Origin of the sequence: Amycolatopsis sp. CB00013, assembly GCF_001905755.1 — a bacterium.
GTDB classification, from domain to species: domain Bacteria; phylum Actinomycetota; class Actinomycetes; order Mycobacteriales; family Pseudonocardiaceae; genus Amycolatopsis; species Amycolatopsis japonica.
Genome location: NZ_LIWC01000008.1, coordinates 194,021 through 213,698, shown reverse-complemented (window position 1 = coordinate 213,698; position 19,678 = coordinate 194,021). Strand labels below are relative to the sequence as shown.

At 68.8% G+C, this 19,678-nt stretch carries 15 protein-coding genes and 1 pseudogene; 5 read left to right on the top strand and 11 right to left on the bottom strand.

What is annotated here, in order from left to right:
- The first annotated feature begins 23 nt into the window (after window positions 1-23).
- The gene (smc, locus tag AMK34_RS40650) at window positions 24-3,623 is read left to right on the top strand and encodes a chromosome segregation protein SMC (RefSeq protein ID WP_073849092.1); all 3,600 of its coding nucleotides are present in this window, start codon (window positions 24-26) and stop codon (window positions 3,621-3,623) included.
- Between the two features lie 3 nt (window positions 3,624-3,626).
- On the opposite strand, the gene AMK34_RS40645 is transcribed toward smc, so the two are convergent.
- From AMK34_RS40645 to AMK34_RS40635, 3 genes are all read right to left on the bottom strand, one after another.
- Window positions 3,627-4,130 carry a DUF3455 domain-containing protein gene (locus AMK34_RS40645; RefSeq protein WP_073849091.1) on the bottom strand — a complete coding sequence of 168 codons (504 nt, stop codon included), beginning with the start codon at window positions 4,128-4,130 and terminating at the stop codon, window positions 3,627-3,629.
- A gap of 90 nt (window positions 4,131-4,220) precedes the next feature.
- Window positions 4,221-5,804 carry a sodium:solute symporter gene (locus tag AMK34_RS40640; protein ID WP_073849090.1) on the bottom strand — a complete coding sequence of 528 codons (1,584 nt, stop codon included), beginning with the start codon at window positions 5,802-5,804 and terminating at the stop codon, window positions 4,221-4,223.
- 9 nt (window positions 5,805-5,813) lie between these two features.
- On the bottom strand, window positions 5,814-7,022 hold the full coding sequence (locus AMK34_RS40635) for an anhydro-N-acetylmuramic acid kinase (protein WP_073849089.1): 1,209 nt from the start codon (window positions 7,020-7,022) through the stop codon (window positions 5,814-5,816).
- Between the two features lie 152 nt (window positions 7,023-7,174).
- Between AMK34_RS40635 and ftsY the strand changes: the two genes are divergently transcribed.
- A complete protein-coding gene (ftsY, locus tag AMK34_RS40630; RefSeq protein ID WP_073849088.1) occupies window positions 7,175-8,479 on the top strand; it encodes a signal recognition particle-docking protein FtsY in 1,305 nt (434 codons plus the stop codon).
- A gap of 63 nt (window positions 8,480-8,542) precedes the next feature.
- Here the strand turns inward: ftsY and AMK34_RS40625 are convergent, their stop codons facing one another.
- On the bottom strand, window positions 8,543-10,039 hold the full coding sequence (locus AMK34_RS40625) for an MFS transporter (protein WP_073849087.1): 1,497 nt from the start codon (window positions 10,037-10,039) through the stop codon (window positions 8,543-8,545).
- A 107-nt stretch (window positions 10,040-10,146) separates the two neighbouring features.
- Between AMK34_RS40625 and AMK34_RS40620 the strand changes: the two genes are divergently transcribed.
- On the top strand, window positions 10,147-10,878 hold the full coding sequence (locus AMK34_RS40620; RefSeq protein ID WP_038522715.1) for a TetR/AcrR family transcriptional regulator: 732 nt from the start codon (window positions 10,147-10,149) through the stop codon (window positions 10,876-10,878).
- Here the strand turns inward: AMK34_RS40620 and AMK34_RS40615 are convergent.
- The gene (locus AMK34_RS40615; protein ID WP_038509785.1) at window positions 10,868-11,644 is read right to left on the bottom strand and encodes an IclR family transcriptional regulator; all 777 of its coding nucleotides are present in this window, start codon (window positions 11,642-11,644) and stop codon (window positions 10,868-10,870) included. The genes AMK34_RS40620 and AMK34_RS40615 overlap by 11 nt on opposite strands.
- Window positions 11,645-11,747: 103 nt before the next feature.
- On the opposite strand from AMK34_RS40615, the gene aceB reads away from it, so the two are divergent.
- On the top strand, window positions 11,748-13,325 hold the full coding sequence (gene aceB / locus AMK34_RS40610) for a malate synthase A (RefSeq protein WP_073849086.1): 1,578 nt from the start codon (window positions 11,748-11,750) through the stop codon (window positions 13,323-13,325).
- Window positions 13,326-13,329: 4 nt separating this feature from the next.
- The gene (locus tag AMK34_RS40605) at window positions 13,330-14,526 is read left to right on the top strand and encodes a DUF6986 family protein (RefSeq protein ID WP_073849085.1); all 1,197 of its coding nucleotides are present in this window, start codon (window positions 13,330-13,332) and stop codon (window positions 14,524-14,526) included.
- On the opposite strand, the pseudogene AMK34_RS43680 reads toward AMK34_RS40605, so the two are convergent.
- The 6 genes and pseudogenes from AMK34_RS43680 to AMK34_RS40580 all read right to left on the bottom strand — a co-directional run.
- Window positions 14,505-14,724 (bottom strand): annotated as a pseudogene (locus AMK34_RS43680) (ABC transporter ATP-binding protein); the annotation flags it as partial. The gene AMK34_RS40605 and the pseudogene AMK34_RS43680 overlap by 22 nt on opposite strands.
- 502 nt (window positions 14,725-15,226) lie before the next feature.
- On the bottom strand, window positions 15,227-16,480 hold the full coding sequence (locus tag AMK34_RS40600) for an HNH endonuclease signature motif containing protein (RefSeq protein WP_073849084.1): 1,254 nt from the start codon (window positions 16,478-16,480) through the stop codon (window positions 15,227-15,229).
- A 148-nt stretch (window positions 16,481-16,628) separates the two neighbouring features.
- Window positions 16,629-17,102, bottom strand: coding sequence for a GNAT family N-acetyltransferase (locus AMK34_RS40595; RefSeq protein ID WP_073849083.1), 474 nt, complete (start codon window positions 17,100-17,102; stop codon window positions 16,629-16,631).
- A gap of 9 nt (window positions 17,103-17,111) precedes the next feature.
- On the bottom strand, window positions 17,112-17,717 hold the full coding sequence (locus AMK34_RS40590) for a DsbA family protein (RefSeq protein ID WP_038509797.1): 606 nt from the start codon (window positions 17,715-17,717) through the stop codon (window positions 17,112-17,114).
- A gap of 36 nt (window positions 17,718-17,753) precedes the next feature.
- Window positions 17,754-18,236 carry a MarR family winged helix-turn-helix transcriptional regulator gene (locus AMK34_RS40585; protein ID WP_073849082.1) on the bottom strand — a complete coding sequence of 161 codons (483 nt, stop codon included), beginning with the start codon at window positions 18,234-18,236 and terminating at the stop codon, window positions 17,754-17,756.
- A gap of 1 nt (window position 18,237) precedes the next feature.
- The gene (locus tag AMK34_RS40580; RefSeq protein ID WP_073849081.1) at window positions 18,238-19,659 is read right to left on the bottom strand and encodes a PucR family transcriptional regulator; all 1,422 of its coding nucleotides are present in this window, start codon (window positions 19,657-19,659) and stop codon (window positions 18,238-18,240) included.
- Window positions 19,660-19,678: the final 19 nt, after the last annotated feature.

Genomic DNA, 19,678 nt, shown 5'->3' with positions numbered 1-19,678 from the left:
GCAGCCAGAGGGGTCAGCACGACGTGCACCTGAAGAGCCTGACGCTCAAGGGCTTCAAGTCCTTCGCCTCGGCGACGACGTTGCGTTTCGAGCCGGGCATCACCTGCGTCGTCGGACCGAACGGGTCCGGCAAGTCGAACGTCCTCGACGCGCTTCGCTGGGTCATGGGCACCCAGGGCGCGAAGGACCTTCGCGGCGGCAAGATGGAGGACGTCATCTTCGCCGGGACCGCCGGCCGTGCCCCGCTCGGGCGCGCCGAGGTCACCCTGACGATCGACAACGCCGACGGCGCGCTGCCGATCGAGTACTCCGAGGTCTCCATCACCCGCCGGATGTTCCGTGACGGCGCGAGCGAATACGAGATCAACGGCGACCGCTGCCGTCTGATGGACGTGCAGGAACTGCTGTCGGACTCCGGTATCGGCCGCGAGATGCACGTCATCGTCGGGCAGGGTCAGCTTTCGGCGATCCTCGAATCCAAGCCCGAGGAACGCCGCGCCTTCATCGAAGAGGCCGCCGGTGTCCTCAAGCACCGCAAGCGCAAGGAGCAGACCCTGCGCAAGCTCGCGAACATGCAGGGCAACCTCGACCGCCTCGGCGACCTCACCACCGAGCTGCGCCGTCAGCTCAAACCGCTGGGCAAGCAGGCCGAGATCGCCCGCAAGGCGCAGTGGGTGCAGTCCGAACTGCGTGACGCCCGGCTGAGGCTGTTCGCCCACGACCTCGTCACCCAGCGCGAGGGTATCGCCAAGGAAGAGGCCGACGAACGCGTCGCCCGCCAGCGTCGCGCCGAGGTCGAGCAGGCGCTGGAGATCGTCGCCGCGGAGGAGGCCGAGCTCGAAGCGTCGCTCGCCGAGGACGCGCCGAAGCTGGCCGCCGCCCAGGAGACCTGGTACAAGCTTTCCGCCTTGACGGAGCGGCTGCGCGGAACCGTGCGGCTCGCGCTGGAGCGTCAGCGGCATCTGTCGTCCGACGTGCAGCAGGCGAGCACCGGCCGCGACCCCGACGAGCTGCTCGCCGAGGCCGAGCAGGTCGCGGAGCGGGAGCAGGAGCTCAACGAGGCCGTCGCCGAGGCGCGCCTGGTGCTTTCGGAGACCGTCCAGCGGCGCGAGCAGCTCGAACACCTCGTCCAGGCCGCCGAGCGCGCGCATATGGCCGCCGTCCGCGCGATCGCCGACCGCCGGGAAGGGCTCGCGAAGCTCACCGGGCAGGTCGAGGCGCTGCGCAGCAAGAACGGCGCGACCTCCGACGAGATCGACCGGCTCACCGTGTCGCTCGAAGAGGCCGCCGAGCGCGCGGAGATCGCCGTCGAGGAACTCGAAGAGGCCAAGGCCGAAGGCGGTGTCGAGGAGTCCGACGACCTCGGCCTGCAGGCCCACCACGATCGCGCGGTGGAGGCCAACAACGCCGCCAAGGCCCGCGTCGAAGAGCTGGTCAAGGCCGAGCGTGCCGCCGAACGCGAGATCGCGTCGGAGAAGGCACGCGTCGAGGCGCTGTCGATGGGCTTGCGGCGCAAGGACGGCGCCGGCGCGCTGCTCGGCGCACAGCACGAACTGCCGGGCCTGCTCGGCTCGGTCGCCGCGCTGCTCACCGTCGAAGCCGGACACGAGGTCGCGCTGGCCGCGGCGCTCGGCCCGGTCGCCGACGCGGTCGCGGTCAACGGCGGCGCCGACGCGCTCGCCGCGCTGAAGTTCTTGAAGGACAACGATTCCGGTCGCGCGGGCATTCTGCTCGGCGGGCTGGAATCCACTGTGGACACCAGTGGCTGGCCGTCGCTGCCCGAGGGCGCGCGCTGGGCGCGTGAAGTGGTCACGGCGCCGCCCGCGTTGCGTTCCGCCGTCGAGCACGCGCTCGACCGGGTGGCCATTGTGGACGGTCTGGAGACCGCGCGCCGACTCGTCGAGGTGTACCCCGAGGTCAGCACGGTCACGCCCGAGGGCGATGTCTTCGGCGCGCGCTGGGCGGTCGGTGGTTCGGCTCGCAGCGAAAGCGTCATCGAGGTGCAGGCCGCCGTCGACGAGGCGGGCGACCGGCTGAACGCCGCCGAGCGCGCGCTGGAACGCACCGCCGCGGAGCTCGAAGGCGCCCGCGCCGGGCAGGCCGCCCGGCGCGAAGAGGTCGGCAGGGCCAAGGAAGCGCTCGGCGACGCGAAGGTCCGCAAGGCCCGCTCCTCCGAGCGGCTGAACCGGATGCAGCAGGCCGCGCGTGCCGCGCAGGCCGAGATGGACCGGCTGAGCAACCAGCGTGCCAAGGTCGAGCAGAGCCGCGAAGAGGCGCTGCGGCAGCTCGCCGAACTGGAAGAGCGGCTGGCCGCCGTCGCCGAACAGGAAGTCGACGAGGATCCGGACACCGCCGAGCGCGACCAGGCCGCCGAAGACCTCGGCACGGTCCGCCAGGAGGAGATGGAGTCCCGGCTCGCGCTGCGCACCGCCGAGGAGCGCGCGCGGAGCATCCAGGGCAAGGCCGAATCGCTCCGCCGGGCCGCGCACGCCGAGCGGCAGGCCCGCGAACGGGCCGAAAAGTCCAGGGCCGCGCGGAAACGCGGCGCCGAGATCGCCAACGCGGTGGTCAACGGCGGCGAGATCGCGTTGGAGCGCATCGAGGTCTCCGTGCAGCGCGCCGCCCACGAGCGGGACGAGGCGCAGGCGCAGCGGCAGTCGCGGGAGACCGCGTTGACCCAGGTCCGCAGCAAGGTCCGTGAGCTGACCGGCGAACTGGAGAAGCTCACCGACGCCGTCCACCGTGACGAGGTGCTGCGTGCCGAGCAGCGGCTGCGCCTCGAACAGCTCGAAACCAAGATCGCCGAAGACTTCGGCATCGGCCTCGAGGACCTCGTCTCCGAGTACGGTCCGGACGTCCCCGTGCCGCCGAGCGCGGGGGAGATGGCCGAGTACGAGGCCGCCAAGGAACGCGGCGAGGACGTCACCCCGCCGCCGCCCATGCCGTTCGACCGCGACACCCAGGCCCGCCGGGCGAAGCGCGCGGAGAAGGACCTGAGCCTGCTGGGCAAGGTCAACCCGCTGGCGCTGGAGGAATTCGCGGCGCTGGAGGAACGCTACAAGTTCCTCTCGACCCAGCTCGAAGACCTCAAGGACACCCGCAAGGACCTCGAAGCCGTCATCAAACAGGTCGACGAAAAGATCCTCGAGGTCTTCGCGTCGGCGTACGAGGATGTCGCGCGCGAGTTCGAGACCGTGTTCGGCGTGCTGTTCCCGGGTGGCGAGGGGCGCATGGTGCTCACGCAGCCCAACGACCTGCTCTCCACCGGCGTCGACGTCGAAGCGCGCCCGCCGGGCAAGAAGGTCAAGCGGCTCTCGCTGCTTTCCGGTGGCGAGAAGTCGCTCGTCGCCGTCGGCATGCTGGTGGCGATCTTCCGCGCCCGGCCTTCGCCCTTCTACGTCATGGACGAGGTCGAGGCCGCGCTCGACGACACCAACATGCGACGGCTGATCGGGCTACTGGAGCAGCTGCGGGATTCCTCGCAGCTGATCATCATCACCCACCAGAAGCCGACCATGGAGATCGCCGACGCCCTGTACGGCGTTTCGATGCAGGGCGACGGCATCACCAAGGTGATCTCGCAGCGGCTCCGGACCTCCGAAGAGGAGCCGGTCACCGCCTAGCGGTTACTTCGCGACCCAGAAGGCGTAGTCGGCCGAGTACCGGACGGCCGTCTGCGTGCCACTCGCGCAGGTGCCCGCCGGAGCGAGTCCACCGCGGGTGTCGAGCCGCTGGACGTAGGTGACCTTGCCGAAGATCCCGTCACCGCTGTTCAGGTTCGCCTTCAGCAGCAGTTCCGGCACCGCGTTCGGTCTCGGGTTGGACGCGCCGGGAACGGCCGCGGCCCCGACCGTGCTTCCGTCCACAGTGGACGTCCATACCGGACCCTTGCTGTGCAGCGCGATCGTCCGCCCGCGGTGGCTCAGGGTCGCGGCGGGCTGGATCAGCGTCCACGTCCCGTTGGTGCAGCCGTAGATCTGGACGCCTTCACCTCGATAGGTGGCGATGCGCTTGTTCCCCTCCGGCACTTTGATCGCGTCCGGCACGCCGGTGCTCGTCGCGGCGTACGCGGTCGTGCCGCCGCCGATCAGCAATGCGCCGACGGCGATGGCCACGGTTGCTCGTTTCATCGTCTCTCCCTCTCCTCGCCCGCCGTCTTCGGGCGGGTCCCGAAGCCGACACGGAGGAAAGGGAGAGACGGTTCAGAAGTGTGACTCAGGTCACACTTGCGACGGCTCCTTCACGTCCGGTTCGGCCAGCGGGTCCACGCTCCCGTGCCGCAGCGAAAGCAGCCCGCCCACGACGAGCGTGATCACCACACCGCACAGCGTGTACCAAGGCCACGCCAGCGCCACCGTGTTCCCCGACGCCTTGCCGAAGTCGACGCCGATCAGGCTGCCGTCCGGTTTGTTGAACTTGACGCCCAGGATGATGAACGCCATCACGATCACCGTCGACACGAACGCGACGATCGCGTCCGCCTGCCTCGCCCGCTTGAACAACAGCCCCAGCAGGAACGCGCCGAGCAGCGCGCCGTAGGTGTACCCGGTGATGCCGAGCGCCTGCACGACGATCGGATCGGCCGAGGTCTTGTTGGAGGAGGCGAAGAAACCCGCGCACAGGATCAGCGCGCCCGCCCAGACGATCGTCCAGATCCGGCCGTGCCGCAGCCGGTCGGCTTCCGGGAGTTCCCGGCCGATCACCCGTTCGTAGACGTCGGTCACCGTCGACGACGCCAGCGCGCCGAGCGACGAACTCAGTGCGGCGGCGAGGATCCCGGCGATCACGAACCCGGACAGACCGCTCGGCAGGTCGTTCACGATGAAGTTCGCGAACAGTTCGTCCTTGTTGGCCAGCCCGAGGCCTTCCGGCTTCGGCTTCGTCGGGGCGAGTCCGTTGTAGAGCGCCCACAGCAGCACGCCGATGAACAGGAACAGCGCGAACTGCAGGAACACCACGAAACCGCTGGCGACCAACGCCTTCCGCGCGGCACGCAGATCGTTGGTGGACTGCAGGCGCTGCACGATCAGCTGGTCGGAGCCGTGCGAGGCCATCGAAAGCACCGCGCCGCCGATCAGGGCGGTGAAGAACGCGTACTGCCCGGTGAGCATGTTCGAGGAGAAGTCGAAGATCTGGAACTTGTTCGCGTCCACGGCCTTGCCGAACCAGCCGTCCGGCAGCCTGCTGGAGATCGCCCAGATCACCACGACCGCGCCGAGGATGTACCAGAGCATCTGGATCGCGTCGACCCAGACGACCGCGCGGACACCGCCGAAGAAGCTGTAGAGCACCATCGCGATGCCGAGCCCGACCACGATGGTCCAGTACGAGACGTTCAGGCCGTAGGCCGCCATCACCACCTTGATCGGGATCGCGGTGGCGAACAGCCGGATGCCGTCGGCCAGCGTGCGGGTGAGCAGGAAGGTCACCGACGCGGTGCCCTGCAGCCCGCTGCCGAAACGCTTGCCGAGGAAGGCGTACGCGGTGACCAGGTTGCCCGCCACGTAACGCGGCAACAGCACCATCGACACCACGATCCGGCCCGCGATGTAGCCGATGGCCAGTGCGAGGTAGGTCATCCCGCCGTCGCCGGGGGTGGCGATGTAGGCCACCGTCGGCACGGAGAGCACGGTGAGGGTGGACGTCTCCGCGGAGACCACCGAAAGGCAGGCCACCCACCAGGAGATCTTGCCTTCACCGACGAAGTAGTCGGAGCCCGATTTCTGTTTGCCGCCGATCCAGACGCCCAGCAGGGGCATGCCGACCAGGAAAAGCCCGATGATCGCGAGGTCAAGTGCGCGCATCCATATCTCCTATCGCTCGCCGGTCTTCGCCGCTACCCGTAGCCGGGTCACGGTTGAGGTATGCGGGGCGGGGAGCCGCAGGGGGCCCGCGCCCGGGGTGATGCTGCCGAGCAACCGGTGGCCGCGGGCGCCGGTCGCCGACGGGAGGTTCCCCGGGACGCCGGACCACGTCAGCCAGCCGAGCAGAATGGTCAGGTATGCCTCTTTGCCCGCGCGCGGCAGCCCGTGGTCGTCGCTGGTCTTCAGCGCCGTACCGGGCAGGTTCCTGGTGAGCGCGGCCATCAGCGCAGGGTTGTCAGCGCCGCCGCCGGAGACGATCAGCGTGGCGATGTCGTGGCGACGGCATTCCGCGGCGATCGTCACCGCGGTCAGTTCGGTCAGCGTCGCCAGGAGATCTTCCGCGCCGACCGGCGGGAGCCCGTCCAGTGCCGCGTCGAGGTACGCGCCGTGGAACAGCTCCTTGCCGGTGGATTTCGGTGGCGCCGCCGCGTAATACGGGTCGAGCAGGAGCTTCGCCAGCAGGTCGGGCCGGACGGTGCCGCGCAGGGCGAGCGCGCCGTCGATGTCGGCACGACGGCCGGTGGCGCGGTGCGCGGCGATGTCCATCAAGGCGTTGCCGGGGCCGGTGTCGTAGGCCAGAACAGCACCGTCGGCGGGGACCACGGTGATGTTCGCGATCCCGCCGATGTTCAGCGCGGCGACCGGGCCGAGCGCGGCCATTTCCCGGAGCCACAACGCGTCCATCGTGCTGGCGAGCGGTGCGCCGTGCCCGCCGGCGGCGACGTCCCGGACGCGCAGATCGGCCACCACCGGCAGTCCGGTGCGTTCGGCGATCCACGCTGGATTCCCCAGTTGCAACGTGCCGCGCGCGGTACCGTCCTCGACCCAGTGGAACACCGTCTGACCCAGCGAGGCGACGACGTCCGCTTCGCCGCCGGCCAGTTCCTCGACGCCGCGCGCGGCCGCCTCGGCGAAGGCCTGGCCCACCAGGGTGTCGAGTTTCGTGAGCTGCTCGGCGTCGCAGGGATTCGGCGGGAGGGCGGCGAGCAAGGCATCGCGGAGCGTTTCGGGATAAGGGACTTCGAGCTGGCCGAGCGGCGAGAGCACCACCGTGTCCCCGTCGGCGCGCAGTTCGGCGGCCGCCACGTCGATCCCGTCGATCGAGGTGCCGGAGATGAGCCCGATGACCCGGACCCCAGTGCCGGAGAGAACCGTCATTCGAAGTGGTCTAGCCCTCGTTCCAGAGACCGCGCAAGCAAGACCGTTTCTTCTTGTCCGAAATGAGTCCTATCCAGTGGGTGCTTGACAAGATCGGCTTCCTTCCCGTGGGGCGTCTGAGCGCGGCGGGGTGCGGATGCGAGGATGGCGCCGTGTCGAGTACCCCCTGGTTCTGGATCGTTGTCGTTGCCGTCGTGGTCCTGGTCGCCGTTCTGGTGGCCGGGCTGCTCATCGCGCGCCGCCGCCGGATCAGCCTGGACGAGTCCAAGGCTGCCGACGTCGTCGAGAAGCCGAAGGGCGGCGGTTATACCGCGACAGGCGGGATCGCGCTCGCGCCTGGTGGCGAGAAGACCGAAGAGCCGGAGCACCCGGTCGAGGACCGTCCCGAGACCGACGGCCAGCCCGCCGTCGGGGACGACGCGGCGGTGCCCCGGGATTCCGCGCAGCGCACGGTGCGCGACGTCGAACTTCCCGAACCCGCCGAGGAAGTGGCCCCCGAGCCCGCTCCCGCCGAAGAGATCGCGCCGGCCACCGGACGCCTGGAGCGGCTGCGCGGCAGGCTGGGCAAATCCCGTTCGGTGTTCGGGCAGAGCCTGCTCGGCCTGCTGGGCGCCGGCGACCTGGACGAGGACTCGTGGCAGGACGTCGAGGACACGCTGCTCACGGCGGACCTGGGTGCCGCGACGACCACCGAGATCGTCGAACGTCTTCGTGACGAGCTGAAGCGCCGCGCCGTGCGGACCTCGGAGGAGGCGCGCACGGTCTTGCAGGAGGTGCTGACCGCCGCCCTGTCGACCGACGCGGTGCGAGCCGTCCGCGCGCTGCCGCACACCGTCGACGGGAAGAAGCAGCCCGCCGTCGTGCTGGTCGCCGGGGTCAACGGCACCGGCAAGACCACCACGACCGGCAAACTCGCCCGCGTGCTCGTCGCGCAGGGGAGCACCGTGGTGCTCGGCGCGGCCGACACCTTCCGCGCCGCCGCGGCGGACCAGCTCCAGACTTGGGCCGAGCGCGTGGGCGCCGAGGTCGTACGCGGCAAGGAAGGCGCGGACCCGGCGGCGGTCGCCTTCGACGCCGTCAAACGCGGCACCGAGGCGGGTGTGGACGCGGTCCTGGTCGACACCGCCGGCCGCCTGCACACCAAGACCGGCCTGATGGACGAGCTGGGCAAGGTCAAGCGAGTCGTCGAGAAGCAGGCCAAGGTCGACGAGGTGCTGCTGGTGCTCGACGCCACCACCGGGCAGAACGGGCTGATGCAGGCCCGCGTGTTCTCGGAGGTCATCGACGTCACCGGCATCGTGCTGACCAAACTGGACGGCACCGCGAAGGGCGGCATCGTCTTCCAGGTGCAGCGTGAACTCGGGGTGCCGGTGAAGCTGGTCGGCCTTGGTGAGGGGCCGGACGATCTGGCGCCGTTCGAGCCGGGCGCGTTCGTCGAGGCCCTGCTCAGCAGCTAGCGGATGCTATGAAAGGTCCTTTCCTTGCAAAATTTGCAAGGAAAGGACCTTTCATAGCGCGCGTCAGGCCGTGACAGGGACGTTCTCGTCCGGGGAAACCGGCGCGGTCTTCTTGTCGCGCATCACCAGGAACGCGACCACCGCCGCCGCCAGCACGCCGACCGCGCTCACCAGGAACGTCGTCGACATCGCCGAAGTGAACGACTCACGGGCCGCGGCGATGAGACCGTCGTTACCGATCGCGAAGGCGTCGCCGATCGAAAGCCGCGCTTGCGCCGGGGCGTCGCCGGGCATGTGCGAGGTGAACAGGCTCGACACGATGCTGCCCAGGATCGCGATGCCGAGCGCGGCGCCCAGCTGCTGGATGGTGTCGTTGAGCGCGGAGCCGACGCCGGCCTGCTCCTCCGGGACCTCGCCCATCAGCGCCGCGATCGCCGACGGCATCGCCACCCCGCCGCCCGCGCCGAGCAGGAACAGCGCGGCCGCGGGCAACAGGAAGCCCTCGTTCGCCGACATCGTCGCGAGCAGGCCGAAGCCGCCCGCCATCACGATCATGCCGACCGTGGTCAGTGCCCGGTTGCCGATCTTCTGGCCCAGCGTGGCGCCGAGGGTGTTGAACAGCAGCGACGCGACGGCCATCGGGATGAACGCGAGACCCGCCTCGGTCGGGGTGTAGCCGAGCACGAACTGCAGGTACTGGGTCAGGAGCAGCAGCAGACCGCCGTTGCCGATCTGCACCAGCGTGAGCGACAGGCTGCCGCCGCTGAAGTTGCGCTTGCGGAACAGCTTCAGCGGGACCATCGGCGACGGCGTGTGCCGCTCCCAGAGCACGAAGCCGGTCAGGCACACGATCGCGACCGCCAGCGGGATCAGGGTTCCGGCTTCGGCGAGGCCGTGCTTGGGCAGCTCGATGATCGTCCAGACCAGCGAGACCATGCCCGCCGCGGAAAGGACGGCGCCGAGCGGGTCCGGCTTCTGCCACGGGCCCTGGGATTCGGGCATCAGCGTGAGCGCGGCGATCACCGCGATGACGACGATCGGCACGTTGATCAGGAACACCGCGCCCCACCAGAACCACGCGATCAGCACGCCGCCCAGCACCGGGCCGCCGATCAGGCCGATCATCGCGACCGCGCTCCACGCCGCCATCGCCTTGCGGCGCTCCTCGTCGTCGAAGACGGTGATCAGGATCGACAGGGTGCTCGGCATGATCAGCGCGCCGCCGACACCCATCACCGCGCGGGACGCGATCAGTTCGAGCGGGTTCGTGGCGAACGCCGCGACGAGTGAGGCCACCCCGAACAGGAGGAGGCCGATGATCATCACCTTCCGGCGCCCGAACCGGTCGCCGAGGCTTCCCGACGTGAGCAGCAGACCGGCGAACACCAGGATGTAGGAGTCCAGGATCCATTGCGTGTCCTGGGCGCTCGCGCCGAGGTCTTCGGCCAGCGGCGGCACGGCGACGGTCAGCACCATGTTGTCGACGACCAGCACGAGCGTGCTCAAGCAAAGGACGATCAGGATCCACCAGCGGCGTGGATCGCGGACGGGCACGTTCATCGGGAAACCCCCAGAAGTGTTGCGTACGTTGTTCGGCTGATGCGCACACTGTACGCAGAACGAAACGCCGTACGCAAGGGGGTACTTCGTGCGCTAAAGTGGGTGGCATGTCAGTCGATGAACAGCCGATCCAGTCGGTGTGGACCCGCCCTCGCCGGAAACGGGATCAGCCCGCGTTGAGTCAGGCGCAGATCGTGGCCGAGGCCGTCCGGCTCCTGGACGTCGAAGGTGTCGACGCGCTGAGCATGCGCAGGCTGGGCACCGCGCTGAACGCGGGCGCGACCTCGCTGTACCGGCACGTGGCCAACCGCGACGAACTGATCGAACTGGTCGTCGACGAGGTCTACGGCGAGATCACCGTGCCGGACGGCGATGATCCGGCGCGGTGGCGTGAAGCGGCCGTCGTGGGGGCGGAAAGTGTCCGCGCGATGATCCTGCGGCACCCGTGGGTGGCGTCACTGCTCGGTTCGGTCGGCCTGTCGTACCTCGGGCCGAACGTCATGCGGCTCAACGAGCGGCTGCTGGGTGTCTTCGTGAGCGCGGGCTTCCCCGGCGACGAGGCGAACCAGGCGATCAGCGCGGTCATCTCCTACGTCATCGGCATGGGGACGACGGAGGCCGCGTGGCTCACCACTGTCGCCAAGAGTGGCCAGGGTGAGCGCGAGTGGGCGGAACGTCTGCGTCCCGCCGTCGAGGAGGCCGCGCGCGAACACCCGCACCAGCGGGAAATGCTGGCCAGGGGAGAGGACGAAGCCGATCCTGTCCGGCTTCGCGACGAGAAGTTCCGCTACGGGCTGGACAGGATGCTCGACGGTTTGGAGACCAGGCTCAAACGGTGACGCCGTCCTTCGAGAGGGTCGAGCCGAGCGAGGTCGCGATCCGCTGGACGACGGGCGCGATCCGCTCGACGGCCTCCATCGTGAGCCGCCCCGAAGGCCCGGACACCGAGACCGCCGCCGGCACCGGCGCGCCCGGGACCGCGACGGCCACGCAACGGACGCCCAGTTCCTGCTCCGCTTCGTCGAGCGCGTAACCCTGTTGGGCGATCTTCGCCAGCTCCAGCAGGAGCGCGTCCTGGTCGGTGAAGGTGTGCTCGGTGTAGGAGGGCATCCCCGTCCGGGCGAGCAGCGCCGTGACGTCTTCGGACGGCAGATGCGCGAGCATCGCCTTGCCCACGCCGGTGCCGTGCGGCAGGAGCCGCCGCCCGACCTCGGTGAACATCCGCATCGAGTGCTTTGACGGCACCTGGGCGACGTACACGACCTCGTCCCGCTCCAAGACGGCGAGGTTCGCGGTCTCGCCCACCTCGTCGACCAGTTCCGCGAGCAGCGGACGGGCCCACGAGCCGAACTGCATGCTGGCGTTCTCACCCAGCCGGATGAGCCGGGCGCCCAGGGCGTACCGGCGGTTGGTGTTCTGCCGGACGTAGCCCAGATCCACCAGGGTCCTGATCAGCCGGTGGATGGTCGGCATCGGCAGCCCGGACAGGGTCGCCAGCTCCGAAAGACTGGCCTCCCCGCCCGTGTCCGCGAGATGCTCGAGGAGCTCGAAGGCCCGTTGAAGTGACTGGACGCCGCCATCGCGCCCGTTCTTCTCCGCTGCCACCGTGGTACTCCTTACGTCGGCGTTGATGTTCCGCTATGCAGAAACTATAGTCCGTCATGTAAAACCGTAGGGACGTTATTTATCCGAACTCGGGGTGTTACTCATGTCTGAAGCTCAGGTGCTCGGCGATCCGGTCGAGCGCGGGGACGAAATCCTCACGCCGGAGGCGCTCGCCTTCCTCGCCGGCCTGCACGAGGCCTTCGCCGCCCGCCGCGACGAGCTGCTGCAGGCCAGGAGCAAGCGCCGCGAGGAGGCCAGGACCACCGGCAAACTGGACTTCCTGCCCGAGACCAAGGAGATCCGCGAGGGCGACTGGAAGGTGGCCGAGGCCCCGCCCGCCCTGCGCGACCGCCGCGTCGAGATCACCGGTCCGACCGACCGCAAGATGACCATCAACGCGCTGAACTCCGGCGCCAAGGTCTGGCTCGCCGACCTCGAAGACGCCAACACGCCGCACTGGGCGAACGTCGTCTCCGGCCAGGTCAACCTGTACGACGCGGTCCGCGAGACCATCACGCTGGAGAGCGGCGGCAAGAGCTACGCGCTGAAGGACGACGTCGAGCACGCGACCATCGTCGTCCGTCCGCGCGGCTGGCACCTCGACGAGCGCGGCCTTTCCTTCGGCGGACGCCAGGCCGTCGGCGCGCTGGTCGACTTCGGCCTGCACTTCTTCCACAACGCGCAGGAACTGCTCAACCGCGGCAAGGGCCCGTACTTCTACCTGCCGAAGATGGAGAGCCACCTCGAAGCGCGGCTCTGGAACGACGTCTTCACCCACGCGGAGAAGACGCTCGGCATCGAGCACGGCACCGTCCGCGCGACCGTGCTGATCGAGACCATCCCGGCCGCGTTCGAGATGGAGGAGATCCTCTACGAACTGCGCGAGCACGCCTCCGGCCTCAACGCCGGCCGCTGGGACTACCTGTTCAGCGTCATCAAGTACTTCCGTGACGCGGGCGAGAAGTTCGTCCTGCCGGACCGCAACTCGGTCACCATGACCGCGCCGTTCATGCGCGCGTATACCGAACTGCTGGTGCGTACCTGCCACAAGCGCGGAGCGTTCGCGATCGGCGGGATGGCCGCGTTCATCCCGAACCGCAAGGACCCGGAAGTCACCGCCGCGGCGCTCGACAAGGTCCGCGCTGACAAGAGCCGCGAGGCGGGAGACGGCTTCGACGGTTCCTGGGTCGCGCACCCCGGCATGGTGGACATCTGCCGCGAGGAGTTCGACAAGGTCCTCGGCGACAAGCCGAACCAGCTCGACCGCACCCGCGACGAGGTGGCCGTCACCGCAGACCAGCTGCTCGACGCGGCTTCGACGCCGGGTGGCGCCACGGCGGCCGGTCTGCGTGCCGCCGTCGACGTCGGCATCCGCTACATCGCCTCCTGGCTGAGCGGGAACGGCGCGGCGGCCATCCACAACCTGATGGAGGACGCGGCCACCGCGGAGATCTCGCGTTCGCAGGTGTGGCAGTGGGTGCGCAACGGCACGCAGCTCGACACCGGCGACAAGGTCACCGCCGAACTGGTGCGCGGCGTGCTGGCCGAGGTCCGCGGCGAACTCGCGGCCGAGATCAAACCGGAACTGCTGGAGCCCGCCGTCGAGCTGTTCGAGCAGGTCGCGCTCGCCGACGAGTTCCCGGACTTCCTGACCCTGCCCGCCTACGAACGGATCAAGTAGACAAATGGGGAACGGGCGGCTCACCGAGGACGTCTACACCGCCGCTGACGCGCGCCTCGCCGAGGCGGACGCGCGCGTCACGGCCAAGTACCCCGGCGAGCCGCCCGGCCGCCAGCCCGTGCACACCGTGTACGTGCCCGCGTCGCAGTACAAGACGCGGCTCGTGGCGGATTGGGGCAAGCGGGCCCTGCGGGTCTTCGGTGAACACGCGGACCAGCTGGGTCTGGACGCGGACATCGCCGACCGGGTCCGGACCAAACTGCTGACCGAGCCGATCGAAGACCTGCGGATCGACTTCGAGGACGGCCTCGGCAGGCCCGGCGACGAGGAAGAGGACGCCATCGCGCTCGCCGCGGGGCGGACCCTCGCCGTCACGGGCGGCACGCCGTTCGTCGGCATCCGGTTCAAGAGCTTCGAAGCCGCGACCCGCCGCCGTGGTATCCGCACGCTCGATCTCTTCCTGGCCGGATTGCTGGAAAGCGGACCGCTGCCGGACGGTTTCGTCGTCACGCTGCCGAAGGTGACCGCCGTCGAACAGGTCGAGGTGGCGGCAGACGTGATGGAGCGTCTCGAATCCGCGTACGGCCTGGCAGAGGGAGTCTTGCGGTTCGAGGTCCAGATCGAGACCGCGCAGTCCATTGTGGACATCGATGGAACGGTGGCGGTCCCACGGATCATCGAAGCCGCGCGCGGCCGCTGTTCCGGCCTGCACTACGGCACCTACGACTACAGCGCCGGGCTCGGGATCAGCGCCGAGTACCAGAGCATGGAACACCCGGCCGCCGATTTCGCCAAGCAGCTCATGCAGGTTTCGGCCGCGGGCACCGGCGTCCGGCTTTCGGACGGCTCGACGAACAAGCTGCCCGTCGGTGACGCGATCCTCCCGGCCTGGCGCGAACATCTGCGCTTGGTGCGGCGCTCGCTGGAGCGGGGTTTCTATCAGGGCTGGGACCTGCATCCGCATCAGCTGCCGACCAGGTTCGCCGCCACGTACGCGTTCTTCCGCGAAGGTTTCCCGGCTGCGCTGGGCCGGCTGCGGGATTATGCGGACCAGACCGGGCGTGGAGTGTTGGACGAACCGGCGACCGCGCAGGCTCTGGCGAGCTTCTTGTTGCGGGGGTTGGATTGCGGGGCCGTGGATGCGGGGGAGCTTTCGTTTTCACGGGCGGAGTTGGACGCTTACGCGCGAAGGACCGCGTGATAGCGGGCGAGAATCTCGTCCAGTGAGCCGCGGGCGCGGATCCGGCCTTCGTCCATCCAGAGGGCGGTGGTGCACAGTTCGCGCAGCAGTGCGCAAGGGCAGGTGCAAGTAGTCGCCCAGCGCGGTGAACTCGGCGATGTCGTCGACCCGTTTCTCCATGTTCTTGCGGCTCATGCCGCGGATCAGGATGTTCTCGTGGCGGTCGCCGAGCAGGCGGGAATGTCGGTGGGCGCGATTTATCGCCGGTTTTCGGCAAGAACCAACTGCTGTACGCCGTGAAGGATCAGTTGCGATCCAGCGCGATTTCGTGGAGACGGCTCAGCCTTGTCACGAGGAGATCCGCCGGGCGGATCGGGAGGTGGCGATCCGGATGATGAGCCGGACCATCATCGGATCCTGTGTGCACGGGCCGCCAGTGGCCGGTTCTGGTCCGATGGACTGAGCTGGGATGTTCGGGCGCGTGGGCTTTGGCTTATCTGGAGTCGGCTTAGACCCTTTGGCGGGGAGGGCTTCGTCGCCGAGGCCGTGCCCTGAGGATCTCTACTCGGTGGTGATGGACTGTGTGGATTTTGGTGCGTTGGATGACCCGAAATCCACACAGTCGTGCGTGATCGGGGCTGGTGAACGACCGGATATCGGTGGAGCCCGGCGGGCATGACGAAGGGCCCGTCGCCGGCGTGGCCGACGGGCCCTTCGGGGTTCAGACGTAATGCAGGGTGTTGCGCCGAGGTTTTCGGAGCGGATCCCGGTATTGGGGTGGGATGAATTCCGGTAAACCATCAGCGGTCATCCGTACTTCCCAGTCACCGTGGTGAATCAACCGATGATGGAAACCGCAGAGCAACACGAGATTCCGAAGATCCGTCGGCCCGCCGTCCGCCCAGTGATGAATGTGATTGGCGTGGCAATTCTTGGGCTTCCGATGACACCCGGGGAAGGCGCAACCGCCGTCGCGGATGTTCAACGCGCGTCTCTGCCCTGGAGTGACGAACCGTCTCAGCCGCCCCATATCCAACGGCTCACCCGAGGAACCCATGACCACCGGCACCATCAGGCAATCACAGGCCGCGAGCCGGGCTTCCCGTGCGGTCATCGTCCCCGCAAAGTCGAGACAGGCGGTCCCGAGACCCGATTTGAGTTCCTCAAGTCCGACGGTGACGTGGACGAGGGTCCGGTAGCCGCTGGTGCCGGGCTGGTCCGGGCAGGCGATCGCGAGATCGAGGAGTTCGGCCCAGGCGTCTCCCATGCGTTCGCACTTCATCCGCAGATCCGCCTGGCCGAACTCGTCCACCGGCCGTGGCTGCGCGTGCGCTTCCAACGCGGCCGCGGTCCGGGCCCCGGTCTCGTCATCGAGCAGACCGGTGAGCTTCCAGAAGCCGTCCTTGCGGCGCTCCAGGGTGATCTCGCGGCGTGGCTCCTTCGGCTCAGGATCTTTGGGTTCCTTGCCGTCGGGATTCAGCAAGCCCTGCAGGTTCGCCTCAGCCTTGGCGAGCTGGCGGGGACCGGCAGTCGGGGCAAGGTTGGCGAGGATCTGCTCCGCATCGGCCCGATCCTCAGCCGAAATGTCGGCGGGGAGGTTTTTCAGGATCTCCAGGATCTGATCGATCCGCTCATCCCCGACCAACCCCTGAGCGGCGACCGCGGCGGTGGCGGGCGCGACCGACGGAACTTCGGTGCCATCCAGAGCGCGGGTGGGGTTCAGGGCGATCGCCCGCTTCACGATCGGACCCGCCTCACCGCGTGACAGCCCCGCGATCTCGGCGAGCCAGCTCGCCGTACTGCCATGCCCGTACAAGTCTTTGGCGCCCCGAGACTCGATCTCCGCCAGAAACTGCCCCAGACAGGCGGTCGCGATCCGGATCACCTGCAAAGCGTGCTGCACGCCATGGGCAAGCTCCAGCTTGCCGGCGCGCCACAGCTCCTGCGGCAACTCGGGAAGGAAGGTCTCGGACACCCCTTCATAATACACCCTTAAATCGAACACGTGTTCGTAATTTTAAGCGACAATCAAAATGCGCGAACAACACTGAAGGGTGATGCCGTCAGGTGCGGAGACCACGCGGAGAGAGCACGTTCCGCAGTTAGTCAACTAAATGCGGAAATCAAGAAACAGGCTTCACGTATCGCAGGCAAGGAACCGAAACCACTCCATCCGGCCCGGCCACCCGATTGTCGAACTCGCCCTCATCGACCCACCCGCACCGTTCGTAAAACCGTCGAGCCCGCGCATTCCCCGGCGCCACCGCGAGCCAAGCGCGAGAATGCCCACCCGCGCGCACCAGCCGTTCGGCTTCGGCGAGCAGCGCCCCCGCAACTCCACTCCCGCGATGGTCCGAGGAAACGTAGACCTGCTCGACCTCATCGCCGACGACCATCACGAAACCCGCCACCGCGTCGCCCAGCACGGCGACGGTCGTATCGGCGACGCGTTCCGCTGCCCGGGTCCAGAAAGAATCGCGGGTGCGGAGCCGGACAAGTGCGTCGGGCACGTTGCCGAGATGGCCGTCCTGCCAGCCGTGGTACCAGATCTTCGCGACGGCGTCGGCGTCCGCGGATGTAGCCGGTCGAAGGGTCATGCGCGAAGTCTAGGAAACCAGCGCGCCGATCCGCCGCTCCACTTCGTCCGCGCTCGCGTTCCCGGCGACCAGGGTCACGATCCGTTCCCCGGGCAAGTCGGCCAGCAGGGTCGGATAGCCGGTGACGCCCAGTTCCCGCGCCCGCCGGAAGTCGTCCGCCGCGGAAACGCGGTCCAGCGCGGCTTCGACGGCGTCCGCGTCCAGGCCCGCTCGCTGCGCGACCACGCGATAGGTCGAGACCTCGGAAAGGCTCAGGCCGTCGAGATAGAACGCCTCCTGCAGCAGGGCCGCGAGCCGCACCGCGCGGTCCGGCGCGACCTCGCGCAGCGCCGCCATCCCGCAGGCGGCGGCCTCGGAGTCCATGACGAACTCGCCGTCCGCGATCAGCCGTTCGTAGCTTTCCCCGAACGGCGCGCCGGTGCGGCGGGTGATCTCGGCGTTGGCTCCCTGGACGTAGCCGAACTGCCGGATCGGCACCCGGCGCCCGCCGAGGAACAGACCGCCGGAAACCACTTCGACCGGCAGATCCGGATGCCGGTGCGCGACGTCGGCCATGGTGCGGGCGAACCCGTACGACCAGCCGCAGTACGCGTCGAAGACATAGATGAGCTTCATGTCGGGACTCAACGATATCTGACTCGTCAGGTATTCCTAACGGAGCTTGGGGAGTGCGTCACGTGCCGAGTGGCTCAGCGTCCGCAGGTCCTGGGCGAACCGGTCGCGGTGGTCGGCGGGCAGTGGGTCGAGGAAGAGCCGCTGGATGTTCTCGACATGCACCCGCGCGGCCCGCACGGTCGTTTCCTCGCCTTGCGTGGTCAGCCGGACGAGTTGTACGCGGCGGTCCTGGGGATCCGAGGACCGCACGACCAGGCCGAGCGTGGTCATCCGGTCGACCAGCCGCGTCGCGCCGCCGGTGGTCAGCACCTGCTCCTGCGCGATCGCGCGCATGCTCATCCCGGCCGCGCCCGACCTGCCGACGATCAGGAGGACTTCGAACATCAGGTGCGAGATCCCGCACTCGGCCTCCAGTGCGCGGCCGAGCAGGTACTCGAGCCGGTTCGCCGCGCCCATCATCCGGCCGAAGGCGAGCACGCGCGGGTCGTAGGCGGCTTCTTTCGCCGTGGTGATGCCCATTTCAGCTCCCTGCCGACAAGGCCAAATAGACGTCGAGCTGTTCGGTGAACTCGGTCAGATCGGTGCCGAGCAGTTCGCTCGCGCGCCCGATCCGGTACCGCAACGTGTTGACGTGGACGTGCAGCGCCCGCGCGGCCCGCGTCGGCGAACCGGAGCATTCGAGGAAGACACGCAGGGTGTGCACCAGATCGGTGCCCTGTTCGGCGTCGTAGCTCAGCAACGGGCCTAGCACTCGGCGCCGCAACGCCGCCCGCAGGTCGTCGGGGGTACCCGCCAGCAGCAACCGGTGCATGCCGATCTCGCCGCCGGGGACGACCTCGATCGTGCCGGGCCGTTCCGCCGCCACGGCCAGCGCGTAGCGCGCGACCTCCTTCGCGCCCCGCAGCACGGAGACCGGGGAACGGTCGCTGATCCCGATCAGCACCCGGCGACAGGGCAGCAACGACTCCACTGTGGACAGTGTGGCGGTCACCGTGGCGGGCCACTCTTCCGGCCACTCGCCGTCGTCCTCGGCCACCGCCCACGTGGTTTCACCGGCGGGGCCGACCAGTGCGCCCGATGGCAGGAGTTCCGTCAGGATGCCGCGTGCCGCTTCGGATCCTTCGGTGCGCGCGACGACGAACCGCAGATCGCCGCGCAGTCCGGTCGCGGTCAGCGCCGCATGCGGATCGCCTCCTTCGTCGAGCGCGGCGAGCAACGGTTCGAGCACCCTGTCGGTGACGGCGCGCACCTCGTCCGCCCGCGTGCGCGCGAGCCCGATCAGCCCGGCGAGCTCTTCGGCGATCTCCGCCTGGGCGGCGGTCAGCGCGCCGCCGATCGCGAGCAGCCACGGCAGCGCGTGCCTGCCGCCGACCGGCCGGACCGAGACGTCGTCCGCCTCCAGGGAACGGCCGCCCGCGGCGACGAACCGCCGCACCAGATCCGACCCCGTGCCGGTGGGTTCCACCCAGCAGGGGAGACCGATCTCGGCGCGCGCCCGCTCCAGCAGCGTCTCCACCGACGCGTCTTCCGTCGCCGCTGAAAGCAAACGTTTGCGAGCACCTTCCGCAGCCGCGGCCAACGCCAGGACGACGCGTTCGGTGACGACCGAGAACGACAGGTCCGCCGGCACCTCCAGCAACGGGATCCCGTGTCGCGTACAGGCTTCGACGAGATCGTCGGGAATGCCGTCGGAATCCGCGCCGGACGCCGCGAGCGCCGCCGCCCCGGCCTTCGCCAGCGCGGCGACGAAGGCTTCGGAATCACCCGGCCCGCGCCACCACAGCAACCCGCTCAGGACGAGTTCGCCCGCCGACACGTACCGCCCGGGATCGGGTAGTTCCGTGACGTAGATCCGGGACACCGGGCGGTCGAGCAGAGCCGTCCCGGCGCGTACGCGCAAGCGCAGCCCCGGCAGCGCCAGCAGAGTTTTCACGGTCGTCATCAGGTTTGTAGGAAAGCAC

Coding starts and splice junctions, on each gene's coding strand:
- AMK34_RS40645 (WP_073849091.1), bottom strand. CDS start 4,130: ATGAAACGAGCAACCGTGGCCATCGCCGTCGGCGCATTGCTGATCGGC.
- AMK34_RS40640 (WP_073849090.1), bottom strand. CDS start 5,804: ATGCGCGCACTTGACCTCGCGATCATCGGGCTTTTCCTGGTCGGCATG.
- AMK34_RS40635 (WP_073849089.1), bottom strand. CDS start 7,022: ATGACGGTTCTCTCCGGCACTGGGGTCCGGGTCATCGGGCTCATCTCC.
- AMK34_RS40625 (WP_073849087.1), bottom strand. CDS start 10,039: ATGAACGTGCCCGTCCGCGATCCACGCCGCTGGTGGATCCTGATCGTC.
- AMK34_RS40620 (WP_038522715.1), top strand. CDS start 10,147: ATGTCAGTCGATGAACAGCCGATCCAGTCGGTGTGGACCCGCCCTCGC.
- aceB (WP_073849086.1), top strand. CDS start 11,748: ATGTCTGAAGCTCAGGTGCTCGGCGATCCGGTCGAGCGCGGGGACGAA.
- AMK34_RS40605 (WP_073849085.1), top strand. CDS start 13,330: ATGGGGAACGGGCGGCTCACCGAGGACGTCTACACCGCCGCTGACGCG.
- AMK34_RS40595 (WP_073849083.1), bottom strand. CDS start 17,102: ATGACCCTTCGACCGGCTACATCCGCGGACGCCGACGCCGTCGCGAAG.
- AMK34_RS40590 (WP_038509797.1), bottom strand. CDS start 17,717: ATGAAGCTCATCTATGTCTTCGACGCGTACTGCGGCTGGTCGTACGGG.
- AMK34_RS40585 (WP_073849082.1), bottom strand. CDS start 18,236: ATGGGCATCACCACGGCGAAAGAAGCCGCCTACGACCCGCGCGTGCTC.
- AMK34_RS40580 (WP_073849081.1), bottom strand. CDS start 19,659: ATGACGACCGTGAAAACTCTGCTGGCGCTGCCGGGGCTGCGCTTGCGC.